The sequence below is a fragment of the Marinobacter sp. DS40M6 genome (assembly GCF_028581595.1).
GTDB lineage: Bacteria > Pseudomonadota > Gammaproteobacteria > Pseudomonadales > Oleiphilaceae > Marinobacter > Marinobacter salarius.
In genome coordinates this window covers 237,703-254,996 of the sequence record NZ_JAFCAE010000004.1, presented here as the reverse complement: position 1 = coordinate 254,996, position 17,294 = coordinate 237,703, and the positions used below count along the sequence as shown (strand labels likewise).

The window sequence follows — 17,294 nt, the reverse complement described above, 5'->3', positions numbered from 1 at the left end:
TTCGTTTAACGAGGTAATTTAAATGAAACTGAACAAGAAGCTACTGGCCACTGGCATTCTGTCCGCAACGTTGATTGCGGGTAACGCCTTTGGCGCGGTTTCCGCACAGGAAGCGGCCAAGCTCGGTGACTCGCTCACGCCAATGGGTGCTGAGAAAGCGGGTAACGGGGGCGCTATTCCGGCCTGGGATGGAGGTCTGACGACACCTCCTGCCGGGTACAAAAACGATGGTATCTACGTGAACCCGTTCCCGAACGAGGAGCCAAAGTTCACTATCAACCAGAGCAACGTTGACCAGTATGCGGAGAACCTGTCCCCGGGGCAGGTCGCAATGATCAAGCGTTATGACGAATACGTGATGCCGGTATACGAGACACACCGTTCCGCTGCATACCCGGAACAGGTCATGAAGGATACCGTTGACAACGCCACGAGTGTGGAATTGATCAAGAATGGTAATGGCCTGGGTAACTACCAGACGGCTACGCCATTCCCGATTCCACAGAATGGCCTGGAAGTTATCTGGAACCACATCACCCGCTATCGCGGTGGCTCCGTTCAACGCAACGTAGGGCAGGTGACTCCGACAGAAGACGGCGCCTTCAGCGTTGTGAAATTCCAGGACGAACTGACGTGGAAAACCTACCTGGAAGACTATGAGGCGGGGCAGGACCCGAACGTACTGTTCTACTTCAAGCAGGCCATCACCGCCCCGGCCCGCCTTGCTGGTAACGTACTGCTGGTTCACGAAACCATCGACCAGGTTGAGGAACCGCGTCGCGCATGGGTATACAACGCCGGTCAGCGTCGTGTACGCCGCGCCCCGCAGGTTGCCTATGACGGCCCGGGTACCGCTGCGGACGGCATGCGTACCTCCGACAACTTTGATATGTTCAACGGCGCGCCTGACCGTTACAACTGGGAGCTGGTTGGCAAGAAGGAAATGTACATTCCGTACAACTCCTACAAGCTGGTCGACCGAAGCCTGGACTATGACGAAATCATCAAGGCCGGCCATATCAACCAGAATCTGACCCGCTATGAGCTGCACCGTGTCTGGCACGTGCGTGCCACACTGAAGGACGGTGAGCGTCATATCTACGCCCAGCGTGACTTCTATATCGATGAAGACTCTTGGCAGGCGGCGGTAATCGATCATTACGATGGTCGTGGAGAACTGTGGCGTGTGGCAGAAGCGCACAGCATGCAGTTCTACGATCAGATCGTTCCCTGGTACGCCATTGAAACCCTGTACGACCTGCTGTCTGGACGGTATCTGGTTCTGGGTTTGACCAACGAAGAATCCAACCCTTACGAGTTTGGGGTTGATCGCATGTCACGTGACTACACACCCGCTGCTCTGCGTCGTGCAGGTACGCGGTAAGTCACCGTTATCCGGGAGCAATCCCGGCTGACTGGAAAGCGGTGGACCCTTGGGTCCGCCGCTTTTTTGTTAAAGTCCTTGAATTTCCTCGAATGTTGGGAATTTGCCGGTATTTCGTTCTCTTCCCGTCAAATTTTTGCAGCCTACCCCCGATTTGGTTTAACCTCTCCCTACTAATACTAAAGGCGTACCCGATGCAGGGCGCCGCAGCAACGACAAAGCAGAGATCACATTTGCCGGATAAGGGCCCATCGGGCTCGTAGATTCCGGGCTTTCAACGGGGCAAAGAGTGAAACCATTCGATGATGGCCGTGCGGCCAACGATGAGTTCCAGTCAACATTAGGCGGTACTCATCGTGGCGAGTTGATCAGGGATTTGTTGCGCCAGCGAGTACGGATGCCGGAGCCCGTTCCGAATTACCTCAAAAGGCCAGCGCTAACCGAAAAACTGACAGCGGCAATAACTCCGGGCTCGGTTCTGTTGCTTGAGGCGCCTTCCGGTTATGGTAAAACTCATGCCCTGAGTGCGGCGTTCCGTGAAACCTCCCGTAGCCCCGACACCCTCCGATGGCTGGCTTTGACCGGGCAGGAAAATGATGCCGGGCGACTGTTGGCCTTGCTTGAAATCGCGTTGACACCGCCCGGTGCCACCTCGCGACCGTCAGGGCAACAGAAAGCTTCCAGCAATACGGATGCGCTTGCCCTACTATTGTCCGATGCTCACTGGAGCGACTCGGACCGCGACAGTGTGCTCGTGATTGATAACGTTGGCACCGTCGCCAATCCGGCAGCCATCGCCCTGCTTCAGCAGCTGGTTGAGAACATCCCTTCTGGTCTGGCGCTGGTGATGGTGTCCAGAAAGCCGCTGCCATTTGAGACCCACACATTCGAACTGGAAGGCCGATTCAATAGAATCGGCGCGGATTCCCTTGAGTTGACACGGCTGGAAACGTTCGAGTTCTTCCACGCTGCGATCGACCGTAATCAACTGACCACGGTTGCTGTGGAGCATCTGTTTTCGTTAACTGAGGGATGGATTACGCCTTTGGGGTTGTACCAGCGGGAACTGGACTCCGCGCCGGAATCCCGATTGCCGATACAGGAAACCTTCAGTGTTGAGCGTTTTCTCAGGGATGCTGTGCTGATTCATTTAACGCCTGGCCAACAGCGTTCTCTGAGAATCATGGCGGAAATGGAGATCGTCTCGGACGAACTGTTCCTGTCATTGGCTGATGCTGGGTGTGATCATGCCTTTCGACCCTCTGCAGCTTCGGAAAGTGGTATCCCGCTGCGTCCATTGCCGGGGCGTGGGCGCTGGTTCCGCCTGAACCCTTTGCTGCACGATTGGTTACAGACGCCGGCCCTCGATGAGTCGCAGGAGCGTGCCCTGAAAGCCAGCCGCTGGTTTAGTGACCGTCATCAGTTTCCCGAGGCGCTGCGTTATGCGCTGGTGAGCGGTAGTCTTGAGGAATCGGTCCGGATAGCCTCTGAAGGCTCAGAGGCTTTGTTGATTGGCCAGGATACCGCGTCTTTGCTTCGGCTTCGCCGGTCGTTGCCGTCGGGGCTGCTGGAGAAAAGCGCGCGTCTGAAGATTGTCTACGGTTGGGTCCATGCCATCGGTGGTCAGTTCAGGCAGGCAAGAATGTTGATCAACGATCTCGATAATGGCGAGCGTCCCGAACTTGCTGGCCGGGTCGATGCGCTCAGGGCCTTTATTCTCCGCGGCGAGGGCAGTGTTGATGAGGCCCTGATGGTCGCAGACAGAGCCCTGCAGGCGGAGGAGTTGTCTACTCAGGGCCAGCTGGTGACGCAGCTGGTTCGTTCCAGTGCGCTATGCGCCGCAGGCAGGTTTGGCGATGCCCGGGAGGCCAATCGCATTGCCGCAAGGCTGGCTCGAGAGGCTGGAGACGCTGGTTCGGAAGTTCTGGCAGTCTATGCCCACGCACGGATCGAGCTTGGCAAGGGATCGTTGAAACACGCAGAGCAACTGCTGCGCACTGGTCTGGATACCGCCATGAACGAGTCATCGCGGCCCGCACGTGTTGGCGAAACACGCCTACAGCTAAATCTGGTGATGGTGCTTTGGCACCAGGGACGACAGGCGGAAGCAGATCGCCTGTTGGTGACCTGTGTTCGCCATGCAGAGCAAACCCGCGATCTTGGGTTGCTGCTGGCCATGGCGCTGAGGGTGTTGATTTGCCGCACCCAGAATCGGATGGACGATGCGTTTGCCTGGATTGGTCGTGCCGAGCGAACCATGCAGTCGTGGCAGGTCGACGAGTCCGTCTATGTGCCTGTGCTTGAGGCTCTGAAAATCAGCGGCTGGCTGGCGCTGGGTCAGACGGACACGGCGGCACAGGCTATGGAACGGCTCAAGCCATGGCGGGAAGTGAATTGCGTGCCGGAAATGTTCCCAATGATGCCTGGCATGCTGCAATGCCTGCAGGCGAGGATCGAACTGGCGCGGGGTGATGACATCAAGGCTGCTGAAACCGTCCGGAACATTCGGGACAACGGCGGGGAGACATTGCCTTTCGGTTTGGACTTATATTCCAGGCTGCTGGAAAGTGTCCTTAGCTGGCGCCAGAAAGGCCCTTCCGCTGCCCAGAAAATACTGACCGCCACTATAGCCATGGCAGGAGAAGAGCACTACATCAGCCCCTTCGCGGAGCTGAGGGGAGAACTTCAGGAACTGCTTGAGAAAACCTGGACCCAGCTGCCAGATGCGCCATTTGTCGACGCGATAGGGAGGCTTTACGGTCTCACCGACATGAAAGAGCACGCGTCTCTGGCTGAGCCTATCAGCGACCGGGAGCAGGGAGTGCTTGAGTTGATTGCCCAGGGGTTGTCGAACCAGGACATTGCCGACCGCCTTCACATCTCGTTGCACACGGTCAAAACCCATGCTCGTCGTATCAACGCCAAGCTCGAGGTGAAGTCACGCACGCAGGCCATCGTCCGCGCCCGTGAACTGGGGTTGCTATAGTGAAAGCTCTGTAACGTTCAGCCAGTCTGCTTCAGCTCGTCTATAAGAGCGTCCTTTTCTTCCCATACCTGGCTTACCCAACGCTGGAAGTCCGCCCGTATTTCACGGTTGTTTTCGTAGTCCATGCCCAGGAAACGGTGTGGAATTTCTCGCGTTCGAATATCAACCACAATCCGTTGGATCCGCCCGCACAGGTAATCCCAAATGCCGGACTTGCCGTCCGGATATACGATGGTCACATCCAGCATGGTGTGCAGGGACTCGCCCATGGCTTCCAGTACAAAGGCCGTACCGCCTGCGCGAGGCCTTAGCAGGTGTTTGTGGGGCGAATTCTGACTCTGGTGTTTGGCCGGTGTGAGCCGTGTACCTTCCATGAAGTTGAAAATGGTCACCGGTGTATACCGGAACTTCTCACAGGCGGCTCGAGTGGCTTCCACGTCCTTGCCCTTCAATTCCGGACGCCGGGCTATCTGCTCCTTGGTGTGGCGTCGCATGAAGGGGAAGTCCAGCGCCCACCAGGCCACGCCCAGCAAGGGTACCCAGATCAATTGCTGTTTGAGGAAAAACTTCAATAGCGGGATGCGGCTGTTCAATACGTGCTGGATGGCGGGAATGTCGGCCCAGCTCTGATGGTTGCAGGTGACGAAGTACCAGTGTTCGCGGCTCAGGCCCTCAGCGCCGCGGATATCCCACTCGATGTTGTGAAGTACGTCAGCCAGCACATTGTTGAAGCCAATCCAGAACCACGCGATGCGGTTCAGAACGATGGTGCAGCCTTTGCGAACCGAAGGCGTCGGGATCAACAACTTGATCACGGCAAACACCATCAGGATCGGGAATAGCCAAAGGGTGTTAAGAACAATACAAAGCACTGCGAGCACGCCTTTGACGGGTGCGGGCAAGAACCTGGACATTGACCGATGTCTCCGGAATACGATTTAGCTTGGTTGTGTGATGGCGGTGTCAGCCTTCGCCACTGGTTTCGTCAGCGGTGGTGGCACCGGGCAACAGTGCCTGCTCCTGTTTTGCCGCAGCCAACTCCAAGAGTTCCTGGGAGTTAGTCCCCTGAACAATAGCCTGGAAGTCGTCATCATAATAATCCAGGTTGTTGTGGCGGATCATGTTTCTAATCTCCTCCACATAATCTTCACCGCGCTCGGAATACCCCAGCAAACCGGCAGCAAGGCTTGGACCACTGGCGATATCATCACGATTACGGGCTTTCAGGCGAATGTCCCTGAGCAACTGGTAGGTTGGATGGCGATTCAGGTTCTGGATGTACGAACGCACAGATCGGTAAGGCGAGGAGAAGCTTGCCACTTCATGACTGGCACCCTCGACTCGTCCCCGGGGCACCAGACCGCAGCCCTGCGAGAAACACCATTGTCCGAACAGGTTGTTGCCTCTACGTGCAAAACGGGAGGTGCCCCAAGCGGATTCATTGGCGGCCTGAGCCAGCACCAGCGAGGGTGGAATCACATCGAGGCGGTTTTTCAGGCGTCGGAACATGGTTTCGCTGCCGGGTTCTTCATCAACCCTCAAGCGCTCGGCCTGGCTTTTCAACCAGGAAAGTTCCGATTTGCTGAGTTCGTCCTTGCCGGCCAGGCTGTCGAGGTAATCACGCTCGATCAGAATACGGGAGTTTGCCAGCACGATACGTGGATACAGGAACGAGAAAAACGCGGCTTTCTTCTCGGTGGTATCACGGTAGGCAGAGAAATCCGGCAAGTCCGCTCGTGACCAGCCAGGGAGTGAAGGCAGTTTGGCCAGGGCGACATCCGAGTCCTCGGCGTCGCGGTCGTGGTCTGGGTCAGGAGTGTGCAGTATGCCCCACAAACCAAAAACCATCAGCGGAACTATCAACCACAGTGCCCGGATACCAGAAGACATAAAACCTCTCGTTACAATCGATATGACAGCAATTATAACAGGTTATACGCCAACGTCGCCCGGGTGGTTTGCTGCCCGCTAATCTGGCAGGCGTGTCGCCATGAGCAACCCCAGTACCTCTTCCTGGCCCTCTGTCTGCCTGAGTTGCAGGAAAAACTGATCCTGATCGCTGGTGAAAAAGCCGTCCAGCGTCAGGCTGCCCGCACTAAACGTTGCAGCCCCGGTGTTGCTGGCCGTGTACGCCAGGGATACCGTTCCGGGTGACTGTGCCTGCGGAGTGGAGACAGATTCGGCATTGACTTGATGGACAACCTCGAGTGTCCGGCCCTCCAGACGGGCGCCGCCGGAAGATTCAATCACCAGCAGGGCGTTATCGAAATGCGTCAGCCGGTTGCTGGCCTGCTCCATTCCCACCCCCACGCCCTGAAGGCGGTAGCGCCCCTGGCTGGGTGGTGAGGCATTGGCTTGCTCGGCAGCCACCAGAATTCCATCACCAATGGCGTTGGTGTCCAGGTTGAAGGCCATCAGCGAACCGTTCGGCGTTGATGCGCCGACGGCGATGTCCGGCTTCTCATCCAGGCCGGAGGCACTGTCGCGGTCCAGATTCAGGCGCCCGTTACTGACGATACGGTTTCCACTGTTTGGGTCGTAAACCCGGGACTGACGCTCACTGATGATCCAGTTGGCGTCCCGCTGGCCGGGGTTGTCTGCCGGCACGGACACAGTGACGTTCCCCGTGTTGTCCCTGCGCAGGGAGGTGGTCGCCATGGTCTGGGTGACGGATGGGCCACTGATCTGCCAGTTTCCCACGCCGGCTTCTACCACGAAGGGCTGGTTCTCATCGCCCATGCGGGTGGACAGGTAAGCCACGTTGTAGTTGCGGCCATCCAGTTTCTGGCGCTCGAATCCTTCTTTCCTGAGCAGGTTCAGTTCAAACACGGACAGGTAGTGATCTTCCAGTGTCCGCTCGCGCTTCAATTCACCGCTCTCCGAGCGAAGTTCAATCGCTTTCCCGGCGCTGAAATACCCACTAAGGACTCGATCGGGCTGTTCGGTGCCGCCACCGACGTATGCGCTCATGAAATAGGGGTTGCGGGTCCAGCCTATGATCCGGGAGCTACCACGGCCGGTGATGCTCTGGTAAAGGGCGCGGCCGGCCAGCAGGCGGGTTTCGTCCTCCACGGTGGCGGCGCCAGGCGAGGATGAGTGGGTATTCAGGTCCCAGGCCGGGCGGTCGAAGAACTCGTTGCCATCGGCATGTATCAGGGCCCGGCGATCATAGGGGATATCGCTGGCCAGGTTGGTGACTCGAATATTGAAGGCGTCGAGGGAGGTTAACGTCATGCCTGGGTAAACATAGCCGGTACCGTTCTGGTCGGTTGTGGTTTCCTCGCGGGCGATCCGCACGCCCCATTGGCCGGAGCCGGCAATGCTGGACTCGAGAAACGTTTGCCCCAATTCGACGCCCCAGAACACTGAATTGTAGTTCGCGGCGCTGGCTTCTATCTTGCCGGAGGAGCTTTCTCCCAATAGTGCGTAATCGGCCATAGCGTCCACATATCGGGCGAAATCTCCCCGTTCCTCTAGCAGGTCGAGTGCTCCGTCGACATCCAGATTGCCGGGGATATCGATTTCAAAATCATGGACCTGATCGGCGAGCGTGGGCCAGACGTACTTGTTCAAGCACAGTGAGCCATTGACGTCGTTCACACAGTCCATGATCTGGGAGAACTCGCCGGAGCTGTAGAGGTCCAGCGAGTTGGTCACGAGGTATTCCGAAAACGGGTTCACTTTCACGTCCCTGTCTTCATCGGCCGCCAGTGATCGCATGCGGCTGTTGCCATAAGTGGCTTCGATAACGACATTGGGTCCTATTGGTTGTCCATTCTCAAAACGGATGACGGTTCGCCCGCTGTCTTCCCGGCGGGACCGAGTCTCTACGGAGCCGAGCTCGCGGAGGGTCTGATCGGTCAGGTAAACCCGAATGGTGTCGGGCTCCACAATCCTTAGGTTGCGGCGCGTCAACTCACCACCTGGTGCAACGGATTCCGGCACCTCCATGGTAATCCGTACTTCATCTTTGGCCAGGCCGGACGCATTGTTGGAATCGCCGGTTGAGCCGGGCGTGAAGTCATCGATCGCGTTTTTTGTCGGCGGGAAGCTGTTTCCCCGGCCTGCCACGTCGTCGTTCGCGTCACCACTACCGTCACAGCCGATCATCAACGTAACAGTGGAAAGAGTGAATACAGCGGTGAAGGTCCGTGCAGCTAGGTGAAACATAGGGTTGTCCATGCCAGATAAAACGTTCCAGAAGCGTGAGCCAGAAGTCTATCAAGTTGGCAAGGCACAAAGAGTGAGGAAGGGCACGAAATGGGGAGCGGTAACCCCGCCCTGGTAGAGGCGGGCAGGGTTACTCTGCGGGATCAGGACCTGATCAGAAGAAGATCTTCATGCCGGCCATCACGCCTTCATCCAGGTTCAAATCACCACGACCGTCAAAGTCGGTATTCAGGTAGCGGTAACCGGCAAACACCTCGGCGTTGCGGATAACACGGTAGCTGCCGCGAAGCTCAAGGCTGGTGAGGTCATCGGAATCGCCAAAGGCAAGGATGCTGGGCGCGTAGTGAAGCCCGCCGGTAAATGACAACCCGGGTACGTTGGGTACATTCACGGTGGCAAAGCCGCCGAGAGCTACGGCGCCGCCGTCCAGCCGATCATCATCCCATCCGAAGGCGCGAACACCAATGCCCGCTGTGGTGGGCAGGTTGCCAATGGCGGTGCGGCCCTGGGCGTGGAAATCCACGTTGCCGATGTGACGGCTGCCTTCGTGATAGGTATAGCCGGTGCCGACCTGGATGTCGGAATTGGTGCCGAAGAAGTTGACCTGGCCCTTGACCGAGTCGTTGGTCAGGCTCAGGTCCACATCGGAGGCGTATACAGGTGCTGCCGCAAGTGACAGAACGATAAGGGGAATTCGGGACGCTTTCATTCTTCGACCTTCTTAATGTTTGAATGTAACCGCCGGAATGTTAACGGTCCGGCCCAAGTGGCTCAACTTAAAACGGGTTAAGGGCGGGTTAATGCGGGCGATCAATGGGTGGTTGTGTCGCCGCCCTGATCCAGATCGTCGGGGGATGCATTTTCTGCGGGAACACGATATTCCTCATTGGCCCAGGCGCCCAGATCAATCAGTTTACAGCGTTCGGAGCAGAAAGGGCGAAACGGGTTATTCTCATTCCATTCCGCGGACTTTTTACAGGTGGGACATTCTACGTTCATGGTGGCCTTGTGTCGGGTATTCAGGTGGATGCGGAGGCTTGGCAGTATTGTTCCAGAACCGCCCGCAACATTTCAATATTGACCGGCTTTGCAACAAACGAGTCCATGCCTGCCTCGCGGCAGCGCTCTTCATCCTTTTCCATAGCGCTTGCAGTCAGCGCCACCACAGGTACCCGATTACGGTTGTGGTCCTTCTCCCATTGGCGCAGGCGGCGAGTGGCCTCGAAACCATCCACCCGGGGCATCACACAATCCATGAAAATCAAATCAAAGGGGTGCCATTGCCAGAGACTGGAGGCGGCTTCGCCGTCATTCGCCGTCATCACATCACAGCCCAACTTTTCCAGCAGCCGGCGGGTGAGGGTGCGGTTGACCGGGTTATCTTCCACCAACAGAACTTTCATGCGGCCGCAGGGTAATTCCTGGCGGCGGGTATTGTCACTGACGGCTTGCAGGGAAAACCGGGTCAGGAAGCGACGTTCGTTACGGACGGAATCCGAAAACAGTTGGTGCAGGATAGGGGTCAGGCATGATTCCCGCAGGGACTTGCTCAGGAAGGCATCGGCGCCGGCCTGCCGGAAGTGCTCTGCATCCCCCCGCTGGGGGTTGGACGACAGAATCAATAGCCGTGTATGGCCCCATTCCGGGTTGCTACGGATCTGTCGGCACAACAGGTCACTGTCCATATCCGGTACAAACCCGTCCAGCACCAAGGCATCAAAGGGCTTGTGGTTGTCCGAGGCCAACCGCAATGAGGTCAGTGCCTCTCCGGCGGATTTCACTGCTTCGATATCCAACTCGTGGCGCGAAAGCATTTCCAGGGTGATCTTGCGGGACAGTTCATAGGAGTCCACCACCAGAATGTGCCGCCCGCGGATCATGCTGGTATCCGGTCGACCGCGGGCGGCGCTCTCTGGCGCAACCTGCAGGCTGAGCTCCATCCAGAAGGTGGAGCCCTCGCCGGGTTTACTCTCAAGGTCCAGTGAGCCGTCCATCAACTGAACCAGCTGGCGACAAATGGTCAGGCCCAGGCCTGCACCCGGCAATTGTCGCTGAAAACGCTGACCGAGCTGAACGTAGGGCTCGTACACCAGCGGTATATCCTCGGGGTTGATCCCCACGCCCGTGTCTTCAACCGCCACCCGAAGTCGTACGTTGTTATCCCGCCGACCCAGCACCTCGATGCTGATCAGCACGTGCCCGGAGTCGGTAAACTTGATGGCGTTGGATGTCATGTTGAGCAGAATCTGCCTCAGCCGTACCGGATCCCCTTTCAGGGCCCAGGGCAGGTTCTCGTCAATTCGCAGTTCCAGCGCCAGACCCTTTTCCCGAGCCCGTGCACCCAGCATATGCACCAGATCATTCAGGGTGTCGCGAAGGTCAAAGGGAATGTCATCCAGCACCAGCTTGCCGGCTTCCATACTGGAGATGTCCAGCAGGTCATTGATAATGGCCGACAATCCCTCCGAAGCGTTGAGCAGGGTGTGGACATATTCCCGCTGGTCCTGATCGAGGGGGGTATCTGACAGGAGATTAGCGTAGCCCAGCACCGATTGCAGCGGAATGCGCAACTCATGGCTGACGTTGGCCAGGAACTGATTCTTGGCATGGTTTGCCCGCACGGCTTGATCTCGTTCATCCTGGGACTGGATGGAGGTCTGGCGTAGGGAACGGGTGTCTTCCAGCAGCTGCAGGCGCATGGTGTTCAGCGCCTGTTCCAGCTCGCTGAGTTCGTCACCACGCTTTGGGGGCTTGCGGCGAAGCTTTAGCGGCTCAATCAATGCGTCCAGGTTAAGCCGGGCGGCGTAGTCGGCAATCGATTCCAGATGGCGGGAAAGGGTGAGCCGAACAATGACCAGAAGCCCGAGAGTACCCAACATCACGATCATCGACTGGAACAGCAGTGTGAGCAGTGCCCGGTCCATTAATTCGTTGTAGACGGTTTCCACAGACGACGTCACAGTCAAGGTGCCCATGGCTTCCGGGCTATTGAAGGACGCGCGATTGAACACCAGGGGGAAGGATTGGCTGATCACCCGGCCATCCGGATAGGTACCCGTGTTGAACTCCTCGCCAGCGGCTGTGATCACCCGGGCATGCTGGATAACCGGAATGGCGCGCATGTCATCCAGGCTGTTGGCGACCTCGCTGTAGTTCATCAGCCAGAGGTTGTTGCTCATACTGCCGGCAACCAGTTCCGCAGCGCGTTCCTGGGTGCTGCGCAACTCTTCGGTTCTGCGCTCAAACTCGCCAATCATCTGAACGCCGGTGGCAGCCAGCGACAGGATCAGGCTGAACAACAGAACATATACCAGCAGCCTGGCAGCCAGTGGCCGTACACCTATTCGTCTGAATAACCGGATCGGAGGCAAGGCACGCATTCCCTGTGTCGAAAAATCAACCGATCTGCAGTTTAACAGACCGTTAGCACTTCGACACGTTCCTGTGATTCATCATGGACAAAGCGGAAGCGCACGTTCAGATCGTACAAATGCGCTCCGTATATCCGTTCTTCATCCCGGCCACGCCGGAACGATGGGCGAGGGTCGTAGCTCACCACATCTTCTATCAAGTCTCGGAAATCCGGATACTGATCCGCTGGCAAGGCTGCGAGCTGTTGGTCAGCCTCATTCAGGAACACTACCGGTAGACGATCCGTCGGTGCGGACTCCGCCCAACCCAGGGTGGCTTCCGGGACTGAATCTGCAAATGGCAGATAGGGCTTGATGTCCAGGATGGGGGTGCCGTCGATAAGATCGTGGTCCCCAATCCGCAACACCAGGCGACCGCCCGCGTCCCGCGTCAGTCCTTCGTTTCTCACGACTGACAGCCCCAGGCTGTTGGGCCGGAAAGGTGACCGGCTAGCGAACACACCTATCTTTTTGTTGCCTCCCAGCCGGGGTGGCCGAACCACCGGCCGCCATTCCGCCCGTACCGCCTCATGGAACTGGAACGTCAGCCACAGGTGACTGGCCGTCTCCAACCCCCGGAACGCATCCTCGCGATCGAAGGGCGATTGGATGATCAGGTCAGCGTGGGCAAAGCGGGTCAGTCCTGGTTGTCGGGGTACACCAAACTTGTCCCGGAAGCAGGAACGGGTAATAGCGATGGGGGTCAGCGTCAAGGCATCAACGGCGGGGCGGGAGGGGTGTCGGCTCATAGACACTAACGCCCAAAGGCTGCCAGGAACGTCTGGTGTAACTGTTCAACCTGACGCTCAACATCAATTATAGCCAGGTTGTTGTCCACCACGTCATCGGCTTTCCGGAGTCGTTGTTCTCGCGGCATCTGAGCGGCGATGATGCGTTCAACCTGCTCTCTGTCGTTGGTATCCCTGGCCATGGTTCTCTGGATCTGCACATCGACCGGCACATCCACCACGACGACTTTCTCGACCAGCTCATGCTGGTCGGTTTCCAACAACAAAGGCGACACCAGAAGCACATAGGGTAGGGAATAGTTATCCGGACGCAGTTGCCGCATCAGCTCCTCACGGATCACCGGGTGCAACAGCCCCTCGAGCCAAGCGCGCTCCTCCGGCGCATCGAATACGATTCGCCTCAGCGCCGCACGGTCCAGGCTGCCATCCGGCAGCAGGATCTCTTGCCCAAAATGCTCCGCAATCTTTTCAAGGGCCGGCGTGCCGGGTTCGACGACTTCGCGGGCAACATCATCCGCATCCACCCAGTGCACACCCAGTGCTCCGAACAGCCGCGCGACCGTGGACTTGCCAGAACCGATACCGCCGGTAAGGCCTACGACTGCCATTCAAACCCCCAGATAGGTAAACCAGGCTGCCTGAATTTCTGCCCCAAACCAAAGGCAGAGCAAACCCGCCGCCGCCAAATAGGGCCCGAACGGAATTGGCACTTCGCGGCCGTGCTTGCGGAACACCATCAAACTAATCCCCACAACGGCACCGACCAAAGACGACAACAAAATCACCGCCGGCAGCAATTCCCAGCCCAGCCAGGCGCCCAGCGCCGCCAATAACTTGAAATCGCCGTGGCCCATGCCCTCCTTGCCGGTTACCAACTTGAAGAGCCAGTACACCGACCATAGCGACAGATAGCCTGCCACCGCGCCCCAGAAGGCACTGCTGAAATCCGTCAGCACGCCGAAGTAATTCAGGATTAGCCCCAGCCACATGAGGGGCAGCGTCATGCTGTCTGGCAGCAGCTGGGTGTCGAAATCGATTACCGTCAGCGCGATCAGCACCCAAACCAGCAACAGCGACCAAAGCGCAGCTTCAGACGGCCCCATGACCAGAATGGTCACCACTGAAAACAGCGCGGTAATTGCCTCAATGATTGGGTATCGCGGTGAAATGCCCGCTTTGCATGATGCGCATTTGCCGCCCAAAACCAGGTAGCTGATGACCGGGACGTTTTCCCAGGCGCGAATCCCGTGACCGCAGGAAGGGCAGGTGGAGGCAGGTTTGGAGAGCGTAATCGGCGCATCGTTCTTGCGTTGATCGTCTGATAGCTCCAGGAACTCTTCGCATTGGCAGCGCCAGTCCTGCTGCATCATCTTCGGCAGGCGAAGGATCACCACATTCAGGAAGCTACCGATGCAGAGGGAGAAAGAAATGACTGCGGTATAGAGAAGCCAGGGCGTGGCCAGGAACGTATCAAGGGAAATCATCAAAACTCTCAATCTGTGCCATCAAAGCCCCCCTCCCATTGCGGAAGAGGGGTGGGGAGAGGGGTTGGTGAAAGGAAGGGCGTGATCAGCCAACCACCTGACCCATCTGGAAGATCGGTAGGTACATAGCGATGATCAAGCCGCCTACGAGTACGCCCAATACCGCCATGATGATCGGTTCCAGCAGGGCTGTGAGGTTGTCGACCATATCATCCACGACTGCCTCGTAGTGGATGGCGACTTTCTCCAACATTTCATCCAGGTTACCGGATTCTTCACCAATGGCCGTTAATTGCACGGCCATAACCGGGAACACATCCTGTTGGCGCATGGTGGCCTGCAATTGGGTACCGCTCGAAACATCGTTTTTTATTCGCTGGATAGCATCCCGATAAACGGCGTTGCCGGTCGCGCCGGCAACGGAGTCGAGCGCATCAACGAGCGGAACGCCAGCCGCAAAGGTCGTGGAAAGTACGCGTCCAAACTTGGCAACGGCCGACTTGTCCAGGATTTCGCCCACGACAGGCAGTTTCAAAATGTATTTGTCCACGAAGTCAGAGAACTTCTGAGACCGTCGCACCGCTTCTTTGAACAAGAAAATCGTGCCCACAATGCCCAGTAACACCACAAACCACCAAGCTTGTAGCCACTCAGACAGCCTGACAACCATCTGCGTGAACACGGGTAGCTCTGCACCAAAGCCCTTGAACAGGCTTTCGAACTGGGGCACCACTTTAACCAACAGGATAGCGGTCACGATCACGGCAACCACAATAATGGCGGCCGGATAGGTCATGGCTTTTTTGACTTTCTTCTTGAGAATCTCGGTTTTCTCGAGATAGGTGGCGATACGGTCCAGCATGCTCTCAAGGGCACCGGCTTTTTCCCCGGAATCCACCAGGTTGCAGTACAAGTCGTCAAAATGCCTGGGATACTTACGCAAGGCGCCGGCGAAACTGGTGCCCGAAGAAATATCGTTGCGGATGTTGGTAACCAACTCCTGAAGGCCCCTGTTCTCAAGGCCGTCAGCCACAATATCGAAACTCTGAACCAGCGGTACGCCAGCTTTCATCATGGTGGCGAGCTGGCGTGTAAGCATGGCGATGTCGAAAGGCGTGATCTTTTTGCTGCCGCCAAACAGGGGTTTCGGTTTCTTCTTTACCTTGTCAGGAATAATGCCCTGCTTACGCAGCTGGGCCTTCACCAAGGCCAGGTTGGTGCCAGACACCTCGCCCTTGGTTTTGTTGCCCTTGCGGTCTTTGCCTTCCCAGACGAACGCCTGAAGTTTCTCTGCTTTCTCTGCCATGCTTAATCCTTCGTCACGCGGTTGGCTTCCTCAAGACTGGTCACGCCCTCAATGACTTTTTTGAGGGCAGACTGCCGCAAGTTCGGGAAGCCTTCGGCCTGTGCCTGCTTTGCAATTTTAATCGAACTGGCTTCTTCCATAATCATGTTCGCCAGCTCGTCGGTAATCTTGACCACCTCGTAAATCCCGACGCGGCCTTTATATCCACCATTGCATTTATCACAGCCCTTGGGACGGTACAACGTGAACCCTGTATCAATTTGTTCCTGTGTGAACCCCTCCGCTAAAAGCACGTCTTTGGGGATATCGGCCGGCTGCCGACAGGAATTACACAGTCGGCGGCCCAGTCGCTGGGCAATGATCAGGCTCACCGACGTGGCGATGTTGAAGGACGGAACGCCCATGTTCATCATGCGCGTGAGCGTTTCCGCAGCGCTGTTGGTGTGCAGGGTCGAGAGCACCAGGTGCCCTGTTTGCGCAGCTTTGATAGCGATGTTCGCCGTTTCCAGGTCTCGGATCTCACCCACCATGATGATGTCCGGGTCCTGGCGGAGGAAGGCTCTCAATGCCTCCGCAAAGCCGAGGCCTACCCTGGTGTTGACGTTGACCTGGTTGATGCCTTCCAGGTTGATTTCCGCGGGGTCTTCGGCCGTGGAAATGTTTCTTTCTGGTGTATTCAGTATGTTCAGGCCGGTATAAAGGGAAACCGTCTTGCCCGAGCCGGTGGGCCCCGTCACCAGTATCATCCCCTGGGGCTGCTCAAGGGCGTCCAGGTACAGTTGTTTCTGTTCTTCCTCATAACCCAGGACATCGATGCCGAGCTTCGCCTGACTTGGGTCGAGAATCCGCAGAACGATCTTTTCTCCCCACAGTGTCGGCAGGGTATTGACCCGGAAGTCGATGGCCTTGGTCTTGGACAGCTTCATCTTGATCCGGCCGTCCTGGGGGACCCGGCGCTCCGAGATATCCAGCTGCGCCATGATTTTTACCCGGGCAGAAATCTTCGGGGCCAGCTTGATGGAGGGCCGCGACATTTCTTTCAGAATGCCGTCGGTGCGGTACCGAACCCGATAGGTTTTCTCATAGGGTTCAAAGTGAACGTCCGAGGCACCCCCGCGAATGGCGTCAAGAAGCATCTTGTTCACGTACTTTACGATGGGGGCATCGTCGACATCGCTCGTTGCGGCAACGGCATCGTCTTCCTGATCGCCGCCTTCGGTTTCAACGCCTTCAAGGTCGGCGTCATCCAGATCACCCATCGACGTATCGTGGGACTCAAGATACTTGTCAATGGCTTCCCGGAGCTTGGCGTCGTCAACCAGGATGGCGTCAGTGCTCAGACCGGTATTAAACTTGATCTCGTCTAACGCCTGGATGTTGGTCGGGTCGGAGACCGCAATGAACAGCCGGTTCCCGCGCTTATAGAGCGGTAGGGCGTTGTGTTTTCGTATCAGTTTTTCGTCTACGACCTTATCGGGCATCATCTCCGGCATAAAGGCGTTGAGATCCAGAACCGAAACGCCGAACTCCATCGCGGCGGAGAACGCGAGCCCTCCGCTGTTCGCCAGGTTGTTCTGTACCAGGTAGGTAATGAGTGGAATGCGGTTGTGGGATGCCTGAAGAAAGGCATCTTTCGCGGTGGATTCATCAATAAGCCCGTCATCGACGAAGCGTCTCGCCAAGCCTGTAAGCGTTACATTGCTTTTATTGGTAGACATAAATTGTGTAAAAAACGCAGCCTAAGTGTCTGAAACGGATGTTGGTCTAATGGAGTGAGTTTAGATGGCTGGCAACGGTTTGGAAAG

General features: G+C 57.1%; 13 protein-coding genes. 2 read left to right on the top strand and 11 right to left on the bottom strand.

The genetic code is table 11. The features are described 5' to 3' along the window. Positions 1-22 precede the first annotated feature (22 nt). Both JJO78_RS11900 and JJO78_RS11895 read left to right on the top strand, forming a co-directional pair. The gene (locus JJO78_RS11900) at positions 23-1,384 is read left to right on the top strand and encodes a DUF1329 domain-containing protein (RefSeq protein WP_085679870.1); all 1,362 of its coding nucleotides are present in this window, start codon (positions 23-25) and stop codon (positions 1,382-1,384) included. A gap of 289 nt (positions 1,385-1,673) precedes the next feature. Further along, positions 1,674-4,370: a LuxR C-terminal-related transcriptional regulator gene (locus JJO78_RS11895; protein WP_151982651.1), complete on the top strand. Its 2,697-nt coding sequence runs from the start codon at positions 1,674-1,676 to the stop codon at positions 4,368-4,370. Between the two features lie 17 nt (positions 4,371-4,387). Here JJO78_RS11895 and JJO78_RS11890 read toward each other — a convergent pair whose 3' ends face one another. From JJO78_RS11890 to pilB, 11 genes are all read right to left on the bottom strand, one after another. Then, on the bottom strand, positions 4,388-5,284 hold the full coding sequence (locus JJO78_RS11890) for an acyltransferase (protein WP_273623788.1): 897 nt from the start codon (positions 5,282-5,284) through the stop codon (positions 4,388-4,390). Positions 5,285-5,333: 49 nt separating this feature from the next. Beyond that, positions 5,334-6,260: a glucosaminidase domain-containing protein gene (locus JJO78_RS11885; protein ID WP_273623787.1), complete on the bottom strand. Its 927-nt coding sequence runs from the start codon at positions 6,258-6,260 to the stop codon at positions 5,334-5,336. A 78-nt stretch (positions 6,261-6,338) separates the two neighbouring features. Continuing rightward, a complete protein-coding gene (locus tag JJO78_RS11880) occupies positions 6,339-8,540 on the bottom strand; it encodes a hypothetical protein (RefSeq protein ID WP_273623784.1) in 2,202 nt (733 codons plus the stop codon). 154 nt (positions 8,541-8,694) lie between these two features. Beyond that, positions 8,695-9,249 carry a YfaZ family outer membrane protein gene (locus tag JJO78_RS11875; protein WP_036209917.1) on the bottom strand — a complete coding sequence of 185 codons (555 nt, stop codon included), beginning with the start codon at positions 9,247-9,249 and terminating at the stop codon, positions 8,695-8,697. Between the two features lie 101 nt (positions 9,250-9,350). Then, the gene (gene yacG / locus JJO78_RS11870; protein WP_036209919.1) at positions 9,351-9,539 is read right to left on the bottom strand and encodes a DNA gyrase inhibitor YacG; all 189 of its coding nucleotides are present in this window, start codon (positions 9,537-9,539) and stop codon (positions 9,351-9,353) included. A 20-nt stretch (positions 9,540-9,559) separates the two neighbouring features. Continuing rightward, positions 9,560-11,920, bottom strand: a complete 2,361-nt coding sequence (locus JJO78_RS11865; RefSeq protein WP_443094029.1) for a response regulator — start codon at positions 11,918-11,920, stop codon at positions 9,560-9,562. Between the two features lie 32 nt (positions 11,921-11,952). Then, a complete protein-coding gene (gene tsaA / locus JJO78_RS11860) occupies positions 11,953-12,699 on the bottom strand; it encodes a tRNA (N6-threonylcarbamoyladenosine(37)-N6)-methyltransferase TrmO (protein WP_036209925.1) in 747 nt (248 codons plus the stop codon). Between the two features lie 5 nt (positions 12,700-12,704). Continuing rightward, positions 12,705-13,307, bottom strand: coding sequence for a dephospho-CoA kinase (coaE, locus tag JJO78_RS11855; RefSeq protein ID WP_273623783.1), 603 nt, complete (start codon positions 13,305-13,307; stop codon positions 12,705-12,707). Beyond that, a complete protein-coding gene (locus JJO78_RS11850; protein WP_273623782.1) occupies positions 13,308-14,183 on the bottom strand; it encodes a prepilin peptidase in 876 nt (291 codons plus the stop codon). 85 nt (positions 14,184-14,268) lie between these two features. Further along, entirely contained in the window at positions 14,269-15,489 is a 1,221-nt protein-coding gene (locus tag JJO78_RS11845; protein ID WP_273623780.1) for a type II secretion system F family protein, read from the bottom strand. Positions 15,490-15,491: 2 nt separating this feature from the next. Beyond that, the gene (gene pilB, locus JJO78_RS11840; RefSeq protein WP_273623779.1) at positions 15,492-17,207 is read right to left on the bottom strand and encodes a type IV-A pilus assembly ATPase PilB; all 1,716 of its coding nucleotides are present in this window, start codon (positions 17,205-17,207) and stop codon (positions 15,492-15,494) included. Positions 17,208-17,294: the final 87 nt, after the last annotated feature.